Origin of the sequence: Halohasta litorea (genome assembly GCF_024494645.1) — an archaeon.
Classification (GTDB): Archaea; Halobacteriota; Halobacteria; order Halobacteriales; family Haloferacaceae; genus Halohasta; species Halohasta litorea.
The window spans coordinates 148390-166136 of sequence record NZ_JANHDJ010000006.1; the positions used below are offsets into that span (position 1 = coordinate 148390).

At 55.1% G+C, this 17747-nt stretch carries 17 protein-coding genes; 6 read left to right on the forward strand and 11 right to left on the reverse strand.

Going from position 1 to position 17747, the window contains the following annotated elements; genetic code table 11:
* Positions 1–12: 12 nt before the first annotated feature.
* The 5 genes from NO877_RS14910 (at position 13) to NO877_RS14930 (ending at position 3391) form a co-directional block, all read left to right on the forward strand.
* Complete coding sequence (locus NO877_RS14910) at positions 13–558, forward strand: hypothetical protein (protein ID WP_256397144.1); 546 nt, start codon at positions 13–15, stop codon at positions 556–558.
* Between the two features lie 37 nt (positions 559–595).
* Positions 596–1030 (forward strand): hypothetical protein, encoded by a 435-nt coding sequence (locus NO877_RS14915; protein ID WP_256397145.1) that lies wholly within the window; start codon positions 596–598, stop codon positions 1028–1030.
* 9 nt (positions 1031–1039) lie between these two features.
* Complete coding sequence (locus NO877_RS14920) at positions 1040–1831, forward strand: hypothetical protein (RefSeq protein WP_256397146.1); 792 nt, start codon at positions 1040–1042, stop codon at positions 1829–1831.
* A gap of 69 nt (positions 1832–1900) precedes the next feature.
* Positions 1901–2293: a hypothetical protein gene (locus tag NO877_RS14925; RefSeq protein ID WP_256397147.1), complete on the forward strand. Its 393-nt coding sequence runs from the start codon at positions 1901–1903 to the stop codon at positions 2291–2293.
* A 120-nt stretch (positions 2294–2413) separates the two neighbouring features.
* Complete coding sequence (locus NO877_RS14930) at positions 2414–3391, forward strand: A24 family peptidase (protein ID WP_256397148.1); 978 nt, start codon at positions 2414–2416, stop codon at positions 3389–3391.
* 2 nt (positions 3392–3393) lie between these two features.
* Here NO877_RS14930 and NO877_RS14935 read toward each other — a convergent pair whose 3' ends face one another.
* The 10 genes from NO877_RS14935 to NO877_RS14980 all read right to left on the reverse strand — a co-directional run bounded on the left by NO877_RS14935 (position 3394) and on the right by NO877_RS14980 (position 11117).
* The gene (locus NO877_RS14935; RefSeq protein WP_256397149.1) at positions 3394–3804 is read right to left on the reverse strand and encodes a hypothetical protein; all 411 of its coding nucleotides are present in this window, start codon (positions 3802–3804) and stop codon (positions 3394–3396) included.
* Between the two features lie 71 nt (positions 3805–3875).
* Positions 3876–4625, reverse strand: a complete 750-nt coding sequence (locus NO877_RS14940) for a LamG domain-containing protein (protein WP_256397150.1) — start codon at positions 4623–4625, stop codon at positions 3876–3878.
* A gap of 40 nt (positions 4626–4665) precedes the next feature.
* A complete protein-coding gene (locus tag NO877_RS14945) occupies positions 4666–5421 on the reverse strand; it encodes a hypothetical protein (RefSeq protein WP_256397151.1) in 756 nt (251 codons plus the stop codon).
* 80 nt (positions 5422–5501) lie between these two features.
* Positions 5502–6245 (reverse strand): hypothetical protein, encoded by a 744-nt coding sequence (locus NO877_RS14950; RefSeq protein WP_256397152.1) that lies wholly within the window; start codon positions 6243–6245, stop codon positions 5502–5504.
* 53 nt (positions 6246–6298) lie between these two features.
* Positions 6299–6949: a hypothetical protein gene (locus NO877_RS14955; RefSeq protein ID WP_256397153.1), complete on the reverse strand. Its 651-nt coding sequence runs from the start codon at positions 6947–6949 to the stop codon at positions 6299–6301.
* A gap of 165 nt (positions 6950–7114) precedes the next feature.
* On the reverse strand, positions 7115–7867 hold the full coding sequence (locus NO877_RS14960) for a hypothetical protein (RefSeq protein WP_256397154.1): 753 nt from the start codon (positions 7865–7867) through the stop codon (positions 7115–7117).
* 78 nt (positions 7868–7945) lie between these two features.
* Complete coding sequence (locus NO877_RS14965; RefSeq protein WP_256397155.1) at positions 7946–8701, reverse strand: hypothetical protein; 756 nt, start codon at positions 8699–8701, stop codon at positions 7946–7948.
* A gap of 46 nt (positions 8702–8747) precedes the next feature.
* A complete protein-coding gene (locus tag NO877_RS14970) occupies positions 8748–9545 on the reverse strand; it encodes a hypothetical protein (RefSeq protein ID WP_256397156.1) in 798 nt (265 codons plus the stop codon).
* A 153-nt stretch (positions 9546–9698) separates the two neighbouring features.
* Positions 9699–10238 (reverse strand): hypothetical protein, encoded by a 540-nt coding sequence (locus NO877_RS14975; RefSeq protein ID WP_256397157.1) that lies wholly within the window; start codon positions 10236–10238, stop codon positions 9699–9701.
* A 72-nt stretch (positions 10239–10310) separates the two neighbouring features.
* Positions 10311–11117, reverse strand: a complete 807-nt coding sequence (locus NO877_RS14980; protein ID WP_256397158.1) for a LamG domain-containing protein — start codon at positions 11115–11117, stop codon at positions 10311–10313.
* A gap of 305 nt (positions 11118–11422) precedes the next feature.
* On the opposite strand from NO877_RS14980, the gene NO877_RS14985 reads away from it, so the two are divergent.
* The gene (locus NO877_RS14985) at positions 11423–11713 is read left to right on the forward strand and encodes a winged helix-turn-helix domain-containing protein (protein WP_256397159.1); all 291 of its coding nucleotides are present in this window, start codon (positions 11423–11425) and stop codon (positions 11711–11713) included.
* 122 nt (positions 11714–11835) lie between these two features.
* Here NO877_RS14985 and NO877_RS14990 read toward each other — a convergent pair whose 3' ends face one another.
* On the reverse strand, positions 11836–17418 hold the full coding sequence (locus NO877_RS14990) for a CARDB domain-containing protein (protein WP_256397160.1): 5583 nt from the start codon (positions 17416–17418) through the stop codon (positions 11836–11838).
* Positions 17419–17747 lie beyond the last annotated feature (329 nt).

The following is a 17747-nucleotide window of genomic DNA, read 5'->3' on the forward strand; positions in this document are numbered from 1 at the left end:
TGGACAGAGGGTATGCGACGACGAGAGCTGCTCTCAACCTCGGTTATAGTCATCGGTGGGTTATCGGGCTGTCTCAATAGGATCCCCCTCATCGGGATGACTCCAGAGGAGGTGGTTACTGAATTCTACGAGGCACAATTCGCTCTCGACGTAGAGACCGCCAATTCACACATCCACCCCGAAAGCCAGATCAGAGAGATCACCGCCCAAGACGCCAAGAGAACGCAAATCAATGAGCATAGCCTCATTAGCGTCACGAACACGGGGGCTGAATTGGAGGAAGAAGAGTTCTTCTTAAATGAATCAGAAGTCGCAGAAGAACTAGAAGACCTCCGAGAGTATCAAGACGGGACTGAAGGAGAAAATGTAGTCATACAAGAGGAAATTGAGCGATACGAGAACGGGACAACCCCACAAGTCGCAACCGTGTCCGGTATGGCTGAAGTCGAAGTGGTCCTTGATTTGATCGAGAACGGCCGCCGCCGCCGGCCCACCAGGACGGTTGTGCTGATCAAGGATGGAAACGGCTGGAAGATCTGGACGATCAGCTCCGAGTAGAGGTGTTTTTGAATCCCATGAGGGGTGAGGGATTAGAGTGATTCAGAAAGAAATCGGCTGGAACACCAGAGCGATGGCGATGCGTGGTCCACGAGATGGTATCGAGCCGTCGACCGCGTCGTGTGTCCTCCGCGAGTTCGCAAAGTGCCCCGAATGCGGTAGTGGGATCGACCCCGACGTCACGGACGGCTTCTACGAGGACCGCGACGTGATCTGGACGAACAACCGAGGGCGAAACTCCGCCGCACACACCTGTGAGAACTGCGGGACGGAACTCCGGATGTTCGTTGAGGAGAAAGCCTTTGGGCGAATCGGACCCAGCCAGCTTCCAAAGAACGCAGAGGACTGGGAAGAGGTGACCTTCATTCCGATCGAAGACTCGTCTAACTACCTCGTGGTGAACACCAACCAGTTCTGGGTGACGCCCGAGCGCCCCCAGCCAGACTCGTCGAAAGAACAGACCACCGCGTAACACTCAGACATGTCTTCAGAATCATCAGTGGCTGTCCAGCCGCAGGCTTTCCAGCACCAACCACACGACGGTGACTGTGCCTGCCCAATCCACCGGAATCGCCAACAAGACCCCTTCACCGCCCCGCTGGGGTTGCCCTTCTCGAATCACGTCCACGTTGAGTCCATCCCGCAGCAGTGGGCCGTCGACATCTACGATGAACACCACGGCTACATGGGCGGAAGCGACCTTCATAACGCCAATTTCACCCACCACGGGCTATTTTATCAGAACAATTTGACCGGCGCGATTACGTGGAGGTACCCGCCGTTCTCGCTCAAAAAGCTCCACTTCGATACAGACGGTGAGTTGATGCCACAGCCGTACACGGAGTCGGACTTCGAAAAGCTCCCACCAGAGATGGAGTACCAAGCTCGCGACCTCTTTGAAGACATCTCTGAAGGCGACGTCGGCGAGTCCGTCGTCCTCGAGGGCGACAAGTTCGCAGAAGCGAATCGGATCTGTATCGGGGTCAAGATGGCCAACCTAGCCAGCTGCTCGCTCGCGGCCAGCCAGGAGACGTTCGTCGACTCCGAAGCATGTCCAGACTCGGTTGAGTACCTGATAACGTTCGTCCGAGCAGACTTCGAGGGCTCGATGATCAAGGCACTCCGGACGAAGGGGTGGCAGTGTCTCGGCTGGTCAATTCCGAAGCAGGCATCCAACCGCGACTACAAAGCGATCCGCGACCGATACAAGTGGGTCTTCGCCTGTCCCGTCGAGACCGTTCGAGAACAGGCGATGCTAAGCGACTGGCGCTAAATCGATTCTTGTCAATCGTTACAACGGCCACTCCGAACAGATTGACAAGAGACACCTCACCAACACACAATGACGACCAAATCACTCCCAGAATGGAAGAAGAGCATCGGACAAATGGCTATCGCGACCGCGATCGAGACAGACGGGATCAAAGACACCAGCAACGTCGGGTGGGAAACTGACGAGCTCACAGTCGATACTGTGCTGCCGGTCAACGACCTGGCCGGCGGGGAAGCCGGCTTCGAAGTGGAAGCGTCGACGACCGCTACAGAGTCCGAGCAGATCACAAAGGCCCGGAAGAACCCGCCCGGTAAGGCACACCCGGCGGAGTACCGGAACCACGACGTCGAGGTCCACGTCCAGATTCAGTTCTTCCCCAGCCGGAACGACAACCTCGGGGCTGCCGAGGGGATGGTCCAGACCGAAGGAGGCGTCCCAGCGCCGCCGGGTTGTGGGTACTGATCAGACAATATTCCCGAGAACGCCGGGAAGACCCCACTCTGACCAGTAGAATCATACCACCGGTCCGACTATCAGTAATGGTACGACATGATAGATGCCGATCCGGATCTACTTCGCCTCTTGGCGATCGCCCCGCTAGCGTGGGCCGCATGGAGCGACCACCACACCAGACGTGTCGACCGCCGGGTCTGGGCGGTCCTCATCTTTATCGGAGCTATCGCCGCGGTCTGGCAGGTCGACCAAATCGCCCCTATCCACACAGTTGACGAGTACCGGATCCTCACACAGCTCATCATCGTCCCACCCGCGACCGGATTCCTCGCGATGGTTCTCTTCCGGACGGGAGCGTTCGGAGGAGCTGACGCGAAGGCGCTGTTCGCGCTCGGACTTGTGTTCCCGACCCCCATCGAGTACGCCCTACCGGCACTCTCCATACTGTTACCTATCTACCGGCCCCAGATCGCGCTTATCGCAATCGGATTCAACGCGATGTTGTTCGCTGTGCTCCTGTACCTCCTCAAGATGTGGGCACAGAACCTCAGACGTGGAGAGCGGGGCCTCGACCTGCTGATGACCGAAAAGGTCCCCGTCAGCAAGATCCCGGAAACGCCCGGACAGTTGCGGTGGACCGACGATACAGGAGAATCAAACACCCTCGATCTCGACGCACTCCGTATGTACCTCCGGTGGAAGAACGTCACTATAGAGGACATCCTTCAACACTCGGACGAGCACAGAACGCCCACCGAGATCGAAGCCGTCTACGAAATCGACGACGGTGTGGTTTACTCGGAGATCACCACAGGACACCCGCTTGCGTCAGAGGATTTCGATAGCCACGAGAATCCCACTATTGCCGACAGGAACGTCGCCATCGAGAAAGACGACGTGTGGGGGACAGAAACGTTTCTGGACTCGATCACCCACACGGCATATGGGGCGTCACCAGACGACCTCCGGGGCGGCCTCGAGCACATACTGACCGCTCAGTCGGTACGGATCCAGCCAGCCTTCCCGCTTATCGTTCCGTTATTTCTCGGGGTTGTGGCCGCAGTCACCATCGGAGACATCATCGCGCTCTCAGCGGTATCTCTGTAAGTTCAGACTCCGAACTTCACGGCTGCTTGGACAATCCCCAGTGAGAGGACACCAACGGCGTACATCCCCATTTCGACACGCCTGAACTCAGACCGGTCGATGTACCGGGTGTAAAGAGCCTCCCAAAAACCAGCACTAAAGGGGAGGTCACCCGCAGCATCGTGATCTCCATCCTCTTCGAAACCGTCCTCGCTTACTCGCGATCGCACATCTGTCTGAAGATAATCACCACGCAACACCGAGAACCCAATCGCGAGGATCACGAGGAGCAACCCAATCGCATGAAGCGAGCTTAGGTAGTGACCACCTTGAAGCGAGTACGCGATCGACAGAAGACTCCCCACGGTGATCAGCACGTAGAAGTACACCGCATACGTCACAGTGCCTTTTCGGAGAGCTGACTGGCCTAGCATACCCTATCCAAGCAGTACCCAACTAAAACCGTTTCCCCCAAGAAACCCCGACGATCAGACCGTAAGGAACCTCAACGAATAGAGCCCGTATTGTATAGATCAGACACTCTTACCGAGGAGAGAGCTTCACCATAGATGCGTAGGTCGGCAATCATTCCATGGAGATAACCACCACCATCAGCCTTGTGACCTACTCGGAAGGTCCCCGAACCACCTGGACCATCATTCCCAGACATCGCTCCAACGGCCACCCCATCACGGTAGAACTGTGCTCTGCTATTCGAATCATCCCAAGCGATAAGACAGTGATACCACCTACCCAGCTCCCAAGACAACTGATTAGAGACGTAGCCATGGCCGAATGTTCCAAACCAGAGCGACCCATCAGCGTGTACATGAAATTGGTAAGCCCGCCCCTTGTGGACCATCGGAACGACATCGCCAATTCCGGATGTCACGTTCAACCACACTGAGATCGATGCGTCAGATGAAATCTGGAAGACCTCCCCGAAAGTGACCTCACCGTTACCGTCAAATCGCTTAGCATACTGACCAACTGGGGAATCCACACTATACCCCACAGAGGTTCCATCAACACCACCATTATCTCCCCAAGAATCGGCTACATTTTGCTCAAACGCAAAACGAGATATGCCACTATCAGGCCGCTCAGCGATTTGATTTGGTGCTCGGGGGACCACACTACCATCGACGATGTCGACGTTCTTACCCACCCCCTGATCCCAGTCTTGTATGCTGGACCACGAAGCATCATCACACCCGCGGCGGTCGCTCTTGAATCGACTCCCCTCACCAGTCATATTCTATCGGACCCCGCACGAGAGGTTAGGTCTTCCGCCCTCACGGTGAACGATAGCCGACAAAATCCACGTAAGCAACTGAACTGTTACCATTCCGGTTGTTAAGTCCATACCCTATCCCCCCAGATGTAAGCCCACTATCTGTACCAGACATAGACCCCAACTCGGAGCCTTCAGAATCGAATACTTTTACGAAATGGTCTCCGTCCGTACGCCAATCAACTTCAACTGTGAGCCATTCATTAGACGGGATATTCCGAGTGCTGCTGTTCGCGACCGTTCCCCCCGAGCGCCGGTTATCCAGCCGCATGGAATTATGCTTGTTCCGAAGTGTGACTCGGTATCCTGTACCGTTCGCCCGATCTCCCTGTTGAACACCATAGTATAGATACAGCGCATTATTGTCTCCGTTTGGGAAGAGAACATGAAAAGTTGGGATGTCTCCCGCACTCGGATACGAGAATAAACCAGACGTCGACCCCAGTGCGAACACCCTTCCATTCGTAGCGATCCGAGCCAGGTTATCCCCCTCTAACGATCTTGAACTCTGAACCACGCTTGCGCTACCATTGTCCTTAGAGGAGTCTACAACGTACTCTGTGAGGCTTCCATCCTCAAAGTTGTCCGTGACAAAATCGAGGTCTTCGCCGCCCTCCGGAGGGGGTGTCGGTACCAGCCCCCCACCCGAGATTTCAACATTCTCAACCACGCCCGCCTTCCAATCCTCATCAGTTTTCCACGACGCCTCTCCTCGAGTCCGCCGATTGCTGGTGAACCGACTCAATTCGCCAGTCATATGCCCAATAACCAAGCAGAGAAGGTTATGTATTCCGGTGGGGACATAAGAAAGCAGTCCCCCACGTGAAAACCGGCTCATCAGTTTATCGTGATGTAGTCTGTCCATGAATCGAGAGCGCCGTAATAACTTCCACTTGTGTTCAAACGCTGCTCCGCTAGTGTATTCTCAGTACCAACGTTGACTTTCTGTATCTGCGTAACAGACCCCGTAGCATCCATATCCGCTGTCACAGTCCGCTGAGCCCCCGACTCGAGGTCTTCAAAAGTGTACGTCACATCCTCTTGAGCGTAGTCGAAATCTAGACGCAGACGAACCCACTTACCGTATCCGTCACCGGAATACAGTTCATACCCACTTCCGCCGTCTACATAGATCCAAGCTGGGTTGCTAGTCCCAGCGCCGGCCACACGCCCACCGTCAGCATCTAGGAACTGGTAGCCATGCCCGTAGGATGAACCGGTCTCGCGCCAAAACAACTGAACAGTAGACACACCCGCACCCAGACTGCGCTGGCCTAAAAGATAATCACGAGTAGACGTCCCAGAAGAAGCATGAAGGCTGTTTGAACCGTCATACGCACGGTTGCTTACAATCTTGACATTGCTGGTTTCAGACCACGCACCCAAACTCCCGTCTTCGAAGTTCTCAACTACATTACTGGGCTCACCGTCGCTTGATGGCGTCGACCTGCGAGGCACCAAGCCACGGTCAACTACATCAACGTTTTCGGCTACACCCGCCCCCCAGTCTTCCGGATCAGCCCAAGACGCCCCTCTTCGGGTCCGCCGATCGCTGGTGAACCGGCTTGTTTTCTCACTCATACATCAACACCCGCTGCGCGTGGGGTGTGGTAGAGGCTCAGATGCTAACTGGGTCATTCCCACCGCCTCACTTCATCGAATTGTCCTTGATGCTCATCGCTGTCCCCGCCATGGGAGAACCCGATCCCTCCGGCATCGAACGTGCCATCCGCAGTCGAGAAAGTCGCTAGCTCAACCCCCTCGGCATCGTTTATTCGGTATACCTCAGTCCCACCCACCCTCGGCTCAAACACCACCTCGTACCACGTGTCAAGCGACTGCGACAGAGATTTGGTCGCGATCTTGTCTGTTACTGGGGATTCACCGGCCCCACTCCTGAAAACAATGACGTTGTTATCGTCTTGTCGAAGCTCGATGTAGTACCCCCCAGGCGTCGCAGTTCCTTCCTGAGTCATGAAGATAATACCCGCCTCACGCTGATAGACAGTCGAGCTAGACACGCTCTTGTTCATGACCCACCCGCTGTAAACACCACCGCGTTCAACAGCCAGATCTGTCCGCGAAATCACGTTGTACTTGTCACCCATGAGCTCCATCGAGTGATCGCCCGCATACACGGGTGAACTCTGTATCGAAGCGTGTGTAGTCCCACCGCCGTACGCAGAGTTGAGCGACCCTCCTTCAAAACCCTCTAGCAGAACCCCAACCCCCACCGCGGGCCGGGGGACTAAGCCACCCTCAACGATATCCAGATTTTCAGACACACCCGCTGCCCAGTCTCCATCGCCCGTCCACGACGCACCCTCACGGACACGCCGATCGCTCGTGAATCGGCTTTCTCCGCCTGTCATAACCTATCTGACCAAGTACAGAGCGTTAGGTGTTCCGGTCAACCCCACCACCGAGCCGACAACAGCATCGAATAACGATCACGTCGTCAAGATCTCGTCCCAGTAGACCTCTTCATCAATTCCCGAACCACTCCCAGCCCCGTAGTAGTTACAAGCGAACCCGATTCCTCCCGCCACGTATGTGGGGTCCAGCGCACTCAAAGACGCAATCTCCGATCCGCCAGAGCCCTCGACGACAACATCGATCTGGCCATTTTGCCCCCAAATAATCTGTACCCGCAACCACTCGTCAGCTGGAGGTCTAATACCAACCGAATCCAACACAAACCCATCCCGAAGCAACTCTACACCGTTATTGTTCCTGTCGAGATTGACGCAGTAGCCATCAGGGTAGGCAGACTCGGACTGAGCCGCAAAGTAGAACTGCGAGACAGGATCGCCAGCCGACGACGATTCAATATAATTCCGGTACGAGATCACATCCCCCGCCTTCGGATAGTCATCAAGCCCGGACGTTGAAACAGCGAAGACCTCACTCGTGCGCTCCGGATGATCATCGCGAAGTGACCAACTACCGTCGAACGCTCGCGCCTGAGTGACTTCCAACGGAGAATCAATATACCCGTATTCAGACAGCGAGCCACTCTCAAAGTCGTCGACGACATTACTGGGAAGCTCACCACTCTCGACAAGTTGATCTCGGGCCACCAACCCCCCATCAACGACGTCGACGTTCTCAGCAATCCCCGCCGCCCAATCGCTTTCGCTCTCCCATGAAGTATCCCCGCGGAGACGCCGATCGCTGGTGAACCGACTCGATCCATCAGTCATACACTCCTCATTTCAGAGAGAGGCGTTAGGTGTTCCGGTCAAAAACTGCCGTGAAAGACCAAGAGGCCGGGGAGACGCTCATTTGATGCCCACGTTGTCTATCCTAACAACAATAGGTCGATTAGCACCGACGTAGTATCCAACCCCACCAGACGTTCGAGAACTATTATGTGAACCACTTACGGATGTTTGCTCATTACCATCTCGATCGTACACGGTCACAACGATCTCGTTAGGCAACCATTGGATCTCCCACTCTTCCCACGCATTTGCGGGGTAAGAGTACGACACCCTGTCAATAATTACTGTACCGTCAGGAGCATAGACGTAAAAATCTGAATTACCCCGATTCAATCGCAAGTTAAACCTGGTGCCATCATTCTCATCATACCCCCAGAATATATTACCAGCGTTGCCACCAATAGAAGCCTTATCGACCCAATTCCAGTAGCTAAACGTGTCTCCCTCCTGTGGGTAATCCAACCCATCGCCTTCGTAAGAGACCATCCAGAAATTTGACTGCCCACCATTATGCGATCCTTCAAGCACATACCCTCCTTCGTGGACACCACCACTTCGGCGTGTGAACTGGGATACATCGTTACTGTAGTAGTCACTGAGGGCCTTCCCTTCGCCTTCATAGAGGACTTCATCAAAGTCATCGACTACACGAGTCTGTGTCCCACTCCCTTCTGATGGGGGGCGACCCACTAATCGGTCGGCCAGCAGCCCAACGTTCTCTGTAGTTCCAGCTTCCCAGTCGGCTTGCTCAGTCCAAGACGCCCCCATTCGAGTACGCCGATCGCTGGTGAACCGACTCGATCCATCAGTCATACACTCCTCATTTCAGAGAGAGGCGTTAGGTGTTCCGGTCAAAAAATCAGACAACGCCCTCACTGACGCAAACCTCGTCGAAGAAGGCGCGTGATCGACGACCACCATTACCGAAATTGTTTGAGAAAAACCCGAAAGCCCGATTACCGAGAGCGGCTTCACCCGCAGCATCGTACGTTACTGAATTGATGAGTGTGTGATCTCCCCGATCGTCGCTACCGTTCGTTTGATACAACTCATAGACCAAATTGGCGTCCGAAGAAAACTCAAACCGCCCCCGTAACCACTCGTCAAGGTAGTTCCCGATAGACACCCTCGAAAAAGATCCTTCACGAGAATCTAACGCCATGGAGAAATCAGAATTATTCCCATCTGCGCGGATCTCACACTCATACCCCTGAACCCAATTTGACGGGTTCCCATTCGTCCCGATGACAACGGAAGTGGAGCACGTTTCGATGAAATCAGCATAGATGTACCACTCAACAACATCCCCCTGTTGTGGGTAGTAGTTTAGACCGTCACCTTCTCGGGAGAACACCTTCGTCGAGCTGGCATTATCGAACTCAACACAGCGCGACCCCATCCAATACCGGCTCGTCGTTGTCGAGAATGATCCCCGACCATTGCTATCCTTATTATACTCACCAACATTAGCGTCTTCAAACGTCTCAACGGCTGTCGCAGGAACATCCCCCGCTTGTGGCGGGGTGCGAGGGACCAGCCCCTCCTCAACGACATCGACATTCTCAGCAATCCCAGCCTGCCAATCACTACCATCCACCCACGACGCACTCTCCCGACGACGTCGATCGCTAGTGAACCGGCTCGGTTCCCCCGTCATAGCCTACATGTTCCAGTACACGACGTTAGGTGTTCCGGTCGCTAACACCCAAAACCAGCCATGGGCGGGACGACTCCAAGAGTAACCACACTTCGGCGGCTGTATCATCCAACTAAGTCAGCACACAACGCTACAAAAACAGACACAACGAACTCACGTATCTACGTCAACCTCTACTTCAGCGATTCGCTTATTCGTCGAGTCATCAACTTGAACTCGGAAATTCTCGCTGGATTTCCACCCGTTATCTAATTCATCATCCAAAGAGACGACATACCAAGGGTTACCGGAGACGTCCCAATCCTCTTTAATCACGGTTCCTGACGGTTGAAGTGAGATGTCGATCGAGCCTTTCGTACCGTCAAAATCAAATCTGATCTGCTTGTACTCTTGGTCAACAGAATATTCGATATAACCACTCTCTGAAGAATCAAGGACAGAGTACGTCGACACGTCACCGTCAATAGAACCATTCCCTGACGTTCGAGCGATTCCCTCGGAATTAGCAACAACAGGTTTCTGCCACTTTTCGCTAGTAGGCACACCATCGTCGAGTGGGGTTTGAGCGACTAACTCACCACCAACAACCACAACGTTCTCAGTAGTACCATTCAGCCAATCCTCGCCAGTCCCCCACGATGCGCCCTCACGGGGCCGCCGATCGCTGGTGAACCGACTCGACTCATCAGTCATACAAACCACACTCCAGAAACACACGACAGGCATTCCAGCCACCCCAGCAAGAGAGGCCCCACACTAAACCGCTCATCCACTGACACCCCCCGTATCGTAATGATTCGAGACTTCAGAACTGCTCAGTTCCCGACTGTAAATATCCATTGCGTCTATTTTCCCGTCGAACCAATCTGGGTTGCCCCCACCAGGCCAAACACCAACATACAGATTTTCGTTGTAATCCGGCAGGGGCTCATTCAGCGTTTCAGACCCAATATCCGCTCCACCTTTGTAGAACGTGAGAGTTGAACCATTATATGTAACAGCGAAGTGTTCCCACGTATTTGTTGAATATCTATTCCCGCCAACATTGAAGGAACTGTCTTCCAGGGTTATGTGCATATCATAACCACTCGCCCCACCATTGATGCCGAACCGGATAGATTGGTTCCCATCAGGTGGGGCATTCATGACGAGTGCAGAAAATTGCTGGTCGTCTATGAACGGGTACACCCACCCGATAAACGTGAATGAGTCATTAGTAGATATGTCGTTCCAAACGTCGCTAGTAGTTGTGTGAGCGTACTCACTCCCATTCCTATCGAATCGCAGAGAATGTGGCCCTTCATATCCACTAGAGGAATATGATGCACCGCTGAGCGCCAAGTCGAAATTGCTGAACTCATCCGTGACCGGACCAGAGCCATCATTCATCATCCAACGGGCCACCCTACCTTCCGATATCTCACCTGTTTGAAGTGGAGATTGGCCCACTAGATCGTCGGCCACGAGCTCGACGTTCTCAGTGGTGCCAGCTTCCCAGTCCGCTTGACCAGCCCAAGATGCCTCTTGGTGAGTACGCCGATCGCTAGTAAACCGACTCGATCCATCAGTCATACGCTAACGCTCAAGACACGCAATATTAGCCATTCCGGTCGATCCATCTGGATAGGTATAAGCATCAAACTCAGCTACTCCAAGACCACGTAATCATACACTTCATCAGCTGTACCAGCCGAATTGAATCCGATCCCACCGGAACTCCAACGAGAGTCATTCCCGACTAATGGACCATCAAGAAGAGAACCGTCCTCACCGTATATCTCGACTACAAAATCACCGCTGCTGCCCCAGTCAATCCTGATTTGATACCACTCGCCCAATCGATAATTGTAATCCAGAGAGTGATACCCCGCATAGTAGTGTCCCAATTCGCCAATGTGGATTTCACCATGAGACAGTCGGGCAAGTGGATGTCGATATGGGATGACCGAACCCTCGAAATTTTGTCGATGGAGGGGCCAAAAACCCCGAGTAAGATCTCTGAGCGGGATAACATCCGAGTCGGATCGAGCAATATCTCGCGCCGGCTGAGTAAGCTCGCCGACCACAATCTCGTCGATCACCTAGGTAATGGTGTGTACAGGATCACCGACAGCGGCCACGCCTACCTCGCCGGAAAACTCGATACCGGCGATTCAGAGAACACATAACTCCTGATTTAGTTCACACAAATTCTCACGGCGCGACTCGCTTAACGACACAGTTCTAGCAGACTGTTAGATAACCGCATATACGCAAGTTCCAAGCAATCCCCGTAGAGGAAGTCAACCCCCTAGTCTTCGCTTACGTAGAACGTATCAGAATCCTCAGACCCTTCAGGAGCGAACATCGTCGAGATGTCGACGCTGCCCGTGAACGTCCCCGCCGTCCCAAGCTCCGCGCCCGGAGCACAACTCATCTCCGTCCGCCAGCACTCCTTTGCGATCAGCTGGACGAACTCGATACTCGTCGACTCATCCGGGGCGAGACTCTCCACAGCGAACTCCTCGCGAACAACGCGATCCATGTCGTGATTGTAGATGAGCAACTCCCCAGTCGTCGCCTCCGCCTGCGTCTCACCGACGTTCGTCACATCGACCCGGATCGTCGTCTCCGAACCCATTTGGACGTCGTCGATCGTCAGGTCGGCACGAAGGTCAGGAGAGATGACGCGGATGTCATCCTGATCTTCAGTCCCCAGCGGGAACTTCGGGTAGTTCACGTCGACGTGTGCTGTCGCATCCCCGCTCGTGTTGAGAGTCGCGGTGAACTTCTCGCTCTGTGAACCACGCTTGGCAAGCGAGCCTACCTCCATCACATCCGTAAACACCGTCTCACCGTTAGCATTGGTGATCCACACGTCAGCGGTGGTCGGCGCAGCGCCGTCGTTGCCGACGTTCTGGACGGTCACTTCGAATTGCGTCTCACTCTCAACAACCGTGTAGCCCTCATCGAATTCGACTTCACCGTTCAGGTGGCCGTGAATGATATCGATAGTTTCAGTGTTATCGGTCGTTCCTTCGGGGAACTCGGGGTCCTGTACCTGAATCCGACCGAAGTAGGAGCCAGGGCGGTCAAACACATGATCGACAGACACCTCATGGGACTCACCCGAACCGATCGGGGGGACATCAATCGTTCGCGTCCCGACGATGTTCCCAAACGAACCCAAGATATCCACGCTCGCCGTCGTCGATCGACTCTGTCCCGGCCCGACGTTTTCGATATCCACGTTCAGCGTTGCTGTGTTATCCTCGATGGTGGTGCTTTCCGCTTCGATGTGAGCGTGGAGGTTCGGCCAAGTGATGTGGAACTCCGTCTCAGCAACTGTCCCATCCGGACGATCGGCATCCTCCACATCGACAGTCGCCCGGTGTGTCCCGGCCTCCTCGGTCGTAAACTCGAGTGTCTCGCTGTACGAGCGACCAGCAGACAGCGCGGGAACATCAAGGTCAACACTCCGAATAGCAGAGCCATCCGGCGCTTCAATAACGACCTGGGCGGGCGCTGCGTCACTCCGGCCAGTCCCTTCGTTGACGACTGCAACCTGAACGTTGCCCTCGTTGACCCGCGTGACATCGTCAGCCGTGACGCTCGCAGTGAGGTTTGAGTACAGGACCTCGAACGAACGCACGGACTGGATCTGGTCATCGCTCCCCTCGAGCTCGCCGACCATCTCCACCTCATACACGCCAACGGCATCCAACTCGGTGTCGAACACCTGCTGAGAGTCGCTCTCGCCCTCCTCGAGGACGCCCACCGTGTATTGCTCATCAGCAACCACGTTACCATCAGGATCGCGCAGGACGGCAGTCACGTTCGTCTCCGGGCTTACGTCGGTCCCAACGTTATCCACCACGATATCAATATCCGTGGGATCGCCCTCATCGATATCGCGAGCATTCACCTGGCCCCGTAGTTCAGACCGGACAACCTCAATATACACACCCTCTCGGGGCTTGTTCTCTCCACCCGTGTCCACATCGACGATCACATCGTGAACACCAGCATCAACCAGCGTCGACTCAAACTGTAGCGTTTCCTCTTCACCGGGCTGGATCGGGCCAACAGTCGTCGAATCCGTAGAGACAGTCGAACCGTCTGGGGCGATGAACCGAGCCGTAACATCGTACGTCTCGGATTCGACAGCACCCGGATTCGAAACGGTCGCGTCGACGACGCCCTGTTCGCCCGGCGGGATGTGGCTCTCGACTTCCTCAACCTCAAGTGGCAAGGAGACATCTATCTCGGTCGAATCGGTGATTCTCCCAGACTCCGTGGTATCAACTCGGACGATAACGTCGTTCCTGCCGATGTCGTCGAGGACAGATTCGAACGCGAGCGTCGTATTCTCACCAACCCCGATACTCTCCACAGTATCCTGTTCAACAGCAATCGTCGACCCGCGGGGGCTGACGAACTCGACTTCAATATCGTACGGGTCGCTGCGGTGGTTCCCGTTGTTGAAGACCGTCGCTTCCACCCCACCAGTCGCCCCCGGTGGGAGGTCGCTATCGTTCGCACTGAGGCGCACCGAGAGATCCGACTGATACACGTGAATCTCCTCGGTGTGATCAACAGTGTTCCCCGGATAGAGGTCGTCATCGACATCTATCTTGACCTTATAGACGCCGGCACCGGGGAAGTTCACAGACACCCCCCGCTCTTGTTGCTCTCCGGCTTCAAGACTCTGAACAGAGATACGAGACGTATCAACTACGTCTCCATCAGCCGTGTCGTAGACCGTGATGTCCGCAGTTGTGCGATCACTCGCCTCAGAGCCCACGTTTCTGACCTTGGTGAGGACGTCCGTTCCAAGCCCGTAGACCTCCGTTTCCGTCGCCGTGATATTCCCCTCCAAGTTCGGCGACATACTGCTAAACGTCGCAGTGTCGGTGTCGCCATCCTCCTCATCGATTTCAACAGTCACGGTGTGAAGCCCATCAGAATCAAGCTCCACCGTGCGACTCCGCGTCTGTGAACGGCCAGGGTTCAACTCACCAAACGAGAGAGCTCGGCTGAAGACGATCGTATCTCCCTCGTCAGTAACAACCGAGTCAACATCAACGGACTCGCTTCGTCCGGTCCCTTCGTTCGAGACGGTTACGTGGATCCGGGCTTCGTTCGAACCAGAGAGTGGAGTCGCCTCTACATCGACAACGAGATCGACGTATCGCACCTCGAACCGATCCGAGTCCGTCGCCCGGCCCGTATCAGCAGTCGGGGCGACATCGACATCAACGTCGTAGAACCCCGCCTCGTCGATTACGACATCGAACGGCTGTTCGGTGTATCGCTCGCCGGCCTCGATCGGCGGCACATCCAGTTGCGTTTCGGCGACCACGTCACCGGACTCGTTTCGGAGAGTCACATCTGCGGTCGTCGCGAGTGACACGTCGGACCCGATGTTGGATATGTCCACGTCGATGTCCGTCGTGTCGCCCACATCGATCCGGGAGCCGTCGACGTTCGTCGCCAGGTTCGGCCCGATGCCGATGATCTGATCGGAGTCCTGAGTGCCGTACGGGAAGTCTTCGTCGTGAACGTCAAGCGAAACCGTGTGAACGCCACCGTATTCAATCGTCGACGTGAGCGTCGTTTCGAACGTCCCCCCCTCCTCGAGTTCAGGAACATCGACCACCCACTCATCAACGACATCGCCTTGGGAATTCCGAAGGTCGACATCAGCCGTCGTCCCACCACTCATGTTGAGATTACCGGCGTTTTCAACAACCACGTCGAAATCCGTCTCAGTGTCCACCCGCGAGTCTTCGTCGACGTTGACCAGTTCACCACGAAGATCGGGCGCGATAATATCGAAGTCTACCTCGTCGGTAGACCCCTCGGGGAACAGGGTATCGTGGACATCTATCTGGGCAGTGTAGCTCCCCGGAACCCGAAACACATGCTCAAAGTCAGTTCGTGTGACTTCCTGCGGATCCAATTCGGGGACCATCGGAGACCACGACCGGACCGTTCCACCATCCGAGTCGAGTATCCGCACGTCAGAGGGCGTTTCAAGGCTGTAAGCCGTCCCGTTGTTGAACACCTCAGTGCGAAGGTCGGTTTGATTGGCGCGCTCGACGTCGTCAGCATCAATCGAACTCTCGAGGTTCGCGTACAGAACATTGACCGTTCGAGTAGACCGCCCCGGCACGGTCGTCCGTTGGGACATCTCCCCATTCGGGTCGACCTCAGTAACGATCACCACTTCTCCAACAGCCCGAGCATCGATCAGCCCGTCGAACGAGACCTGTTCGTGGCTGAATTCACCACCGGTCAGCGGATCCTGCCGCCACGTCTGAGATGCTTCCGTGTGTTCACCCAAGAACCCAGTTCCATTAGCGTAGACACCAACGTCGAACGCCTCTCCCGTGGGCACGTGGCCGACGTTGTACACGCTGTAATCGATGTCAATCCCCTCACGAAGGATCACCTCCTCAGGTGCATCCATTTCCAACGCGATGGTGGGAAGAGCAACCGTCTGAAAACCAGTACAGAGCCGGTCGAGTTCCCCACCATCAGAACTGATCTGGATGGTCGCATCACCCTGGATTTCTTCGGTAAATGACGCCCGATATGTCGTCGTTTCATTCAGAACCAGCTCGTCGCCGTCGTACATCTGGATATGGAACTCATCTTCGCCGTACGAGTCCTGTGCTGGCGTGATCGAAACCATCCGATCGGCGTGGTTTGCCGCCGAGACACTCCGCTCTAGGGTCCCATCAATTCGGAGTGACCAGCCATCAGGCTGTATCTGGGCGCTTCCACTCGATGCCGACCACGCACCCATCTCACCATCCTTGAATTCTTGGCACTGCGACGTGAATCCGGGCGGGCCTTCACCGAGATCGACACCACTAGCAACACCAGTAGCCAGCCACGCCCCACCAGCAAGGATAGTCGGTGCTAACAGAAGCACGAGGACGATGATGACGCCCCCGCGGAACGACTGTTGTCCAAGATTGGTCTGAAAGTAATTCGACCTGCCCAAAAACACAAACAGGATCGAACCAAACACGATTGCGAGAATCCCGACGAAGAGAAGCGTTTCAACGTGTAGTGAGAGAACATTCTGTAAGGTCACCTCAAGTGGGTCGCTCTCGGCCGCTAACTGCTCCAAGAACGGGTGTTGAGAGCCCCCGAACAGCGAATCATACGGGAGTGATATCTGCGGGGAGACACGGGTGAACGACTCGTTCGGAGTGTACCAGCCAGTTGCGATCCAGCTGATAGCGTACAGAACCGGGAGGATGGAAAACGACACGAGCATCCCAAACGAAATGCGGTAGACGCGATCGCGACGGACCAGTGGGTCCACTTCGGACGGCCATTTCATCACGAGGAAAATCACCGACGCGAACACAAGAATCGAAATCAGGACGAACGTGACCGTCACTTGGTACGTGTAGAAGATGCTAACGAAGATGTCGGCCAGCATCCCGAGACCACCCGAAGCAGGCTCAGGTCCGATAAGACGCTCTTCCCACGAGGTCCCGAACACACCGCTCGATGGAAGATCGGCCGCCCGTCCATCATGCGACTCCGTCCCCGTGAGGAACCACATCGAAAGGTACAGGATGGGAAGGATGACGGAGATGGCAAAGAGACCGGTAGAGGAACGCCGAATCCGCCTGATCATCATCTCTGACCCGTAACTGCTGGGCCACAGACCGGCGTAGTAACTGACAACGAAGAAGAGCAGGATCGGGATGAAGATACTCGTCGTCGTGATAAGATACACTCGGAAGAAACCGATGAGGATGTCGACGAAGGCGTCAAGGCTCACCGCAGCGGCCTCCGTCAGGTCGCCGCCAAGCTGGAAACCGCCTTGCGGATCGTCGACTACCCCCGTCGCGTTGCCGTCACTACTCATAGGGCTTGTAGCAGGATACTCCAAGGGGTGTCATTACTCTTCCCCTCAGTCCCCCCGTGAAACACGGTGAGTCCGTTCCAAGTCACCGCTGTAGAACCCACAGTGAGGAGTGGAGGAGAGGAACCCCCGAACACCGAGTGTAAAAAGGAAGACTGAGATGAAAGATTGTTGAGGGGTGTTGAACAGGGTGACAGCGATGGAATCCTGATGTCCGCGATCGGCGATACCGGATGAACACCACTACCACATTTTCCGGCCAGACAGTATTGACACAGAACAAACACACTACCAACGTTCGTGGTTCAAAACACGACACAGAGGCCACCAAG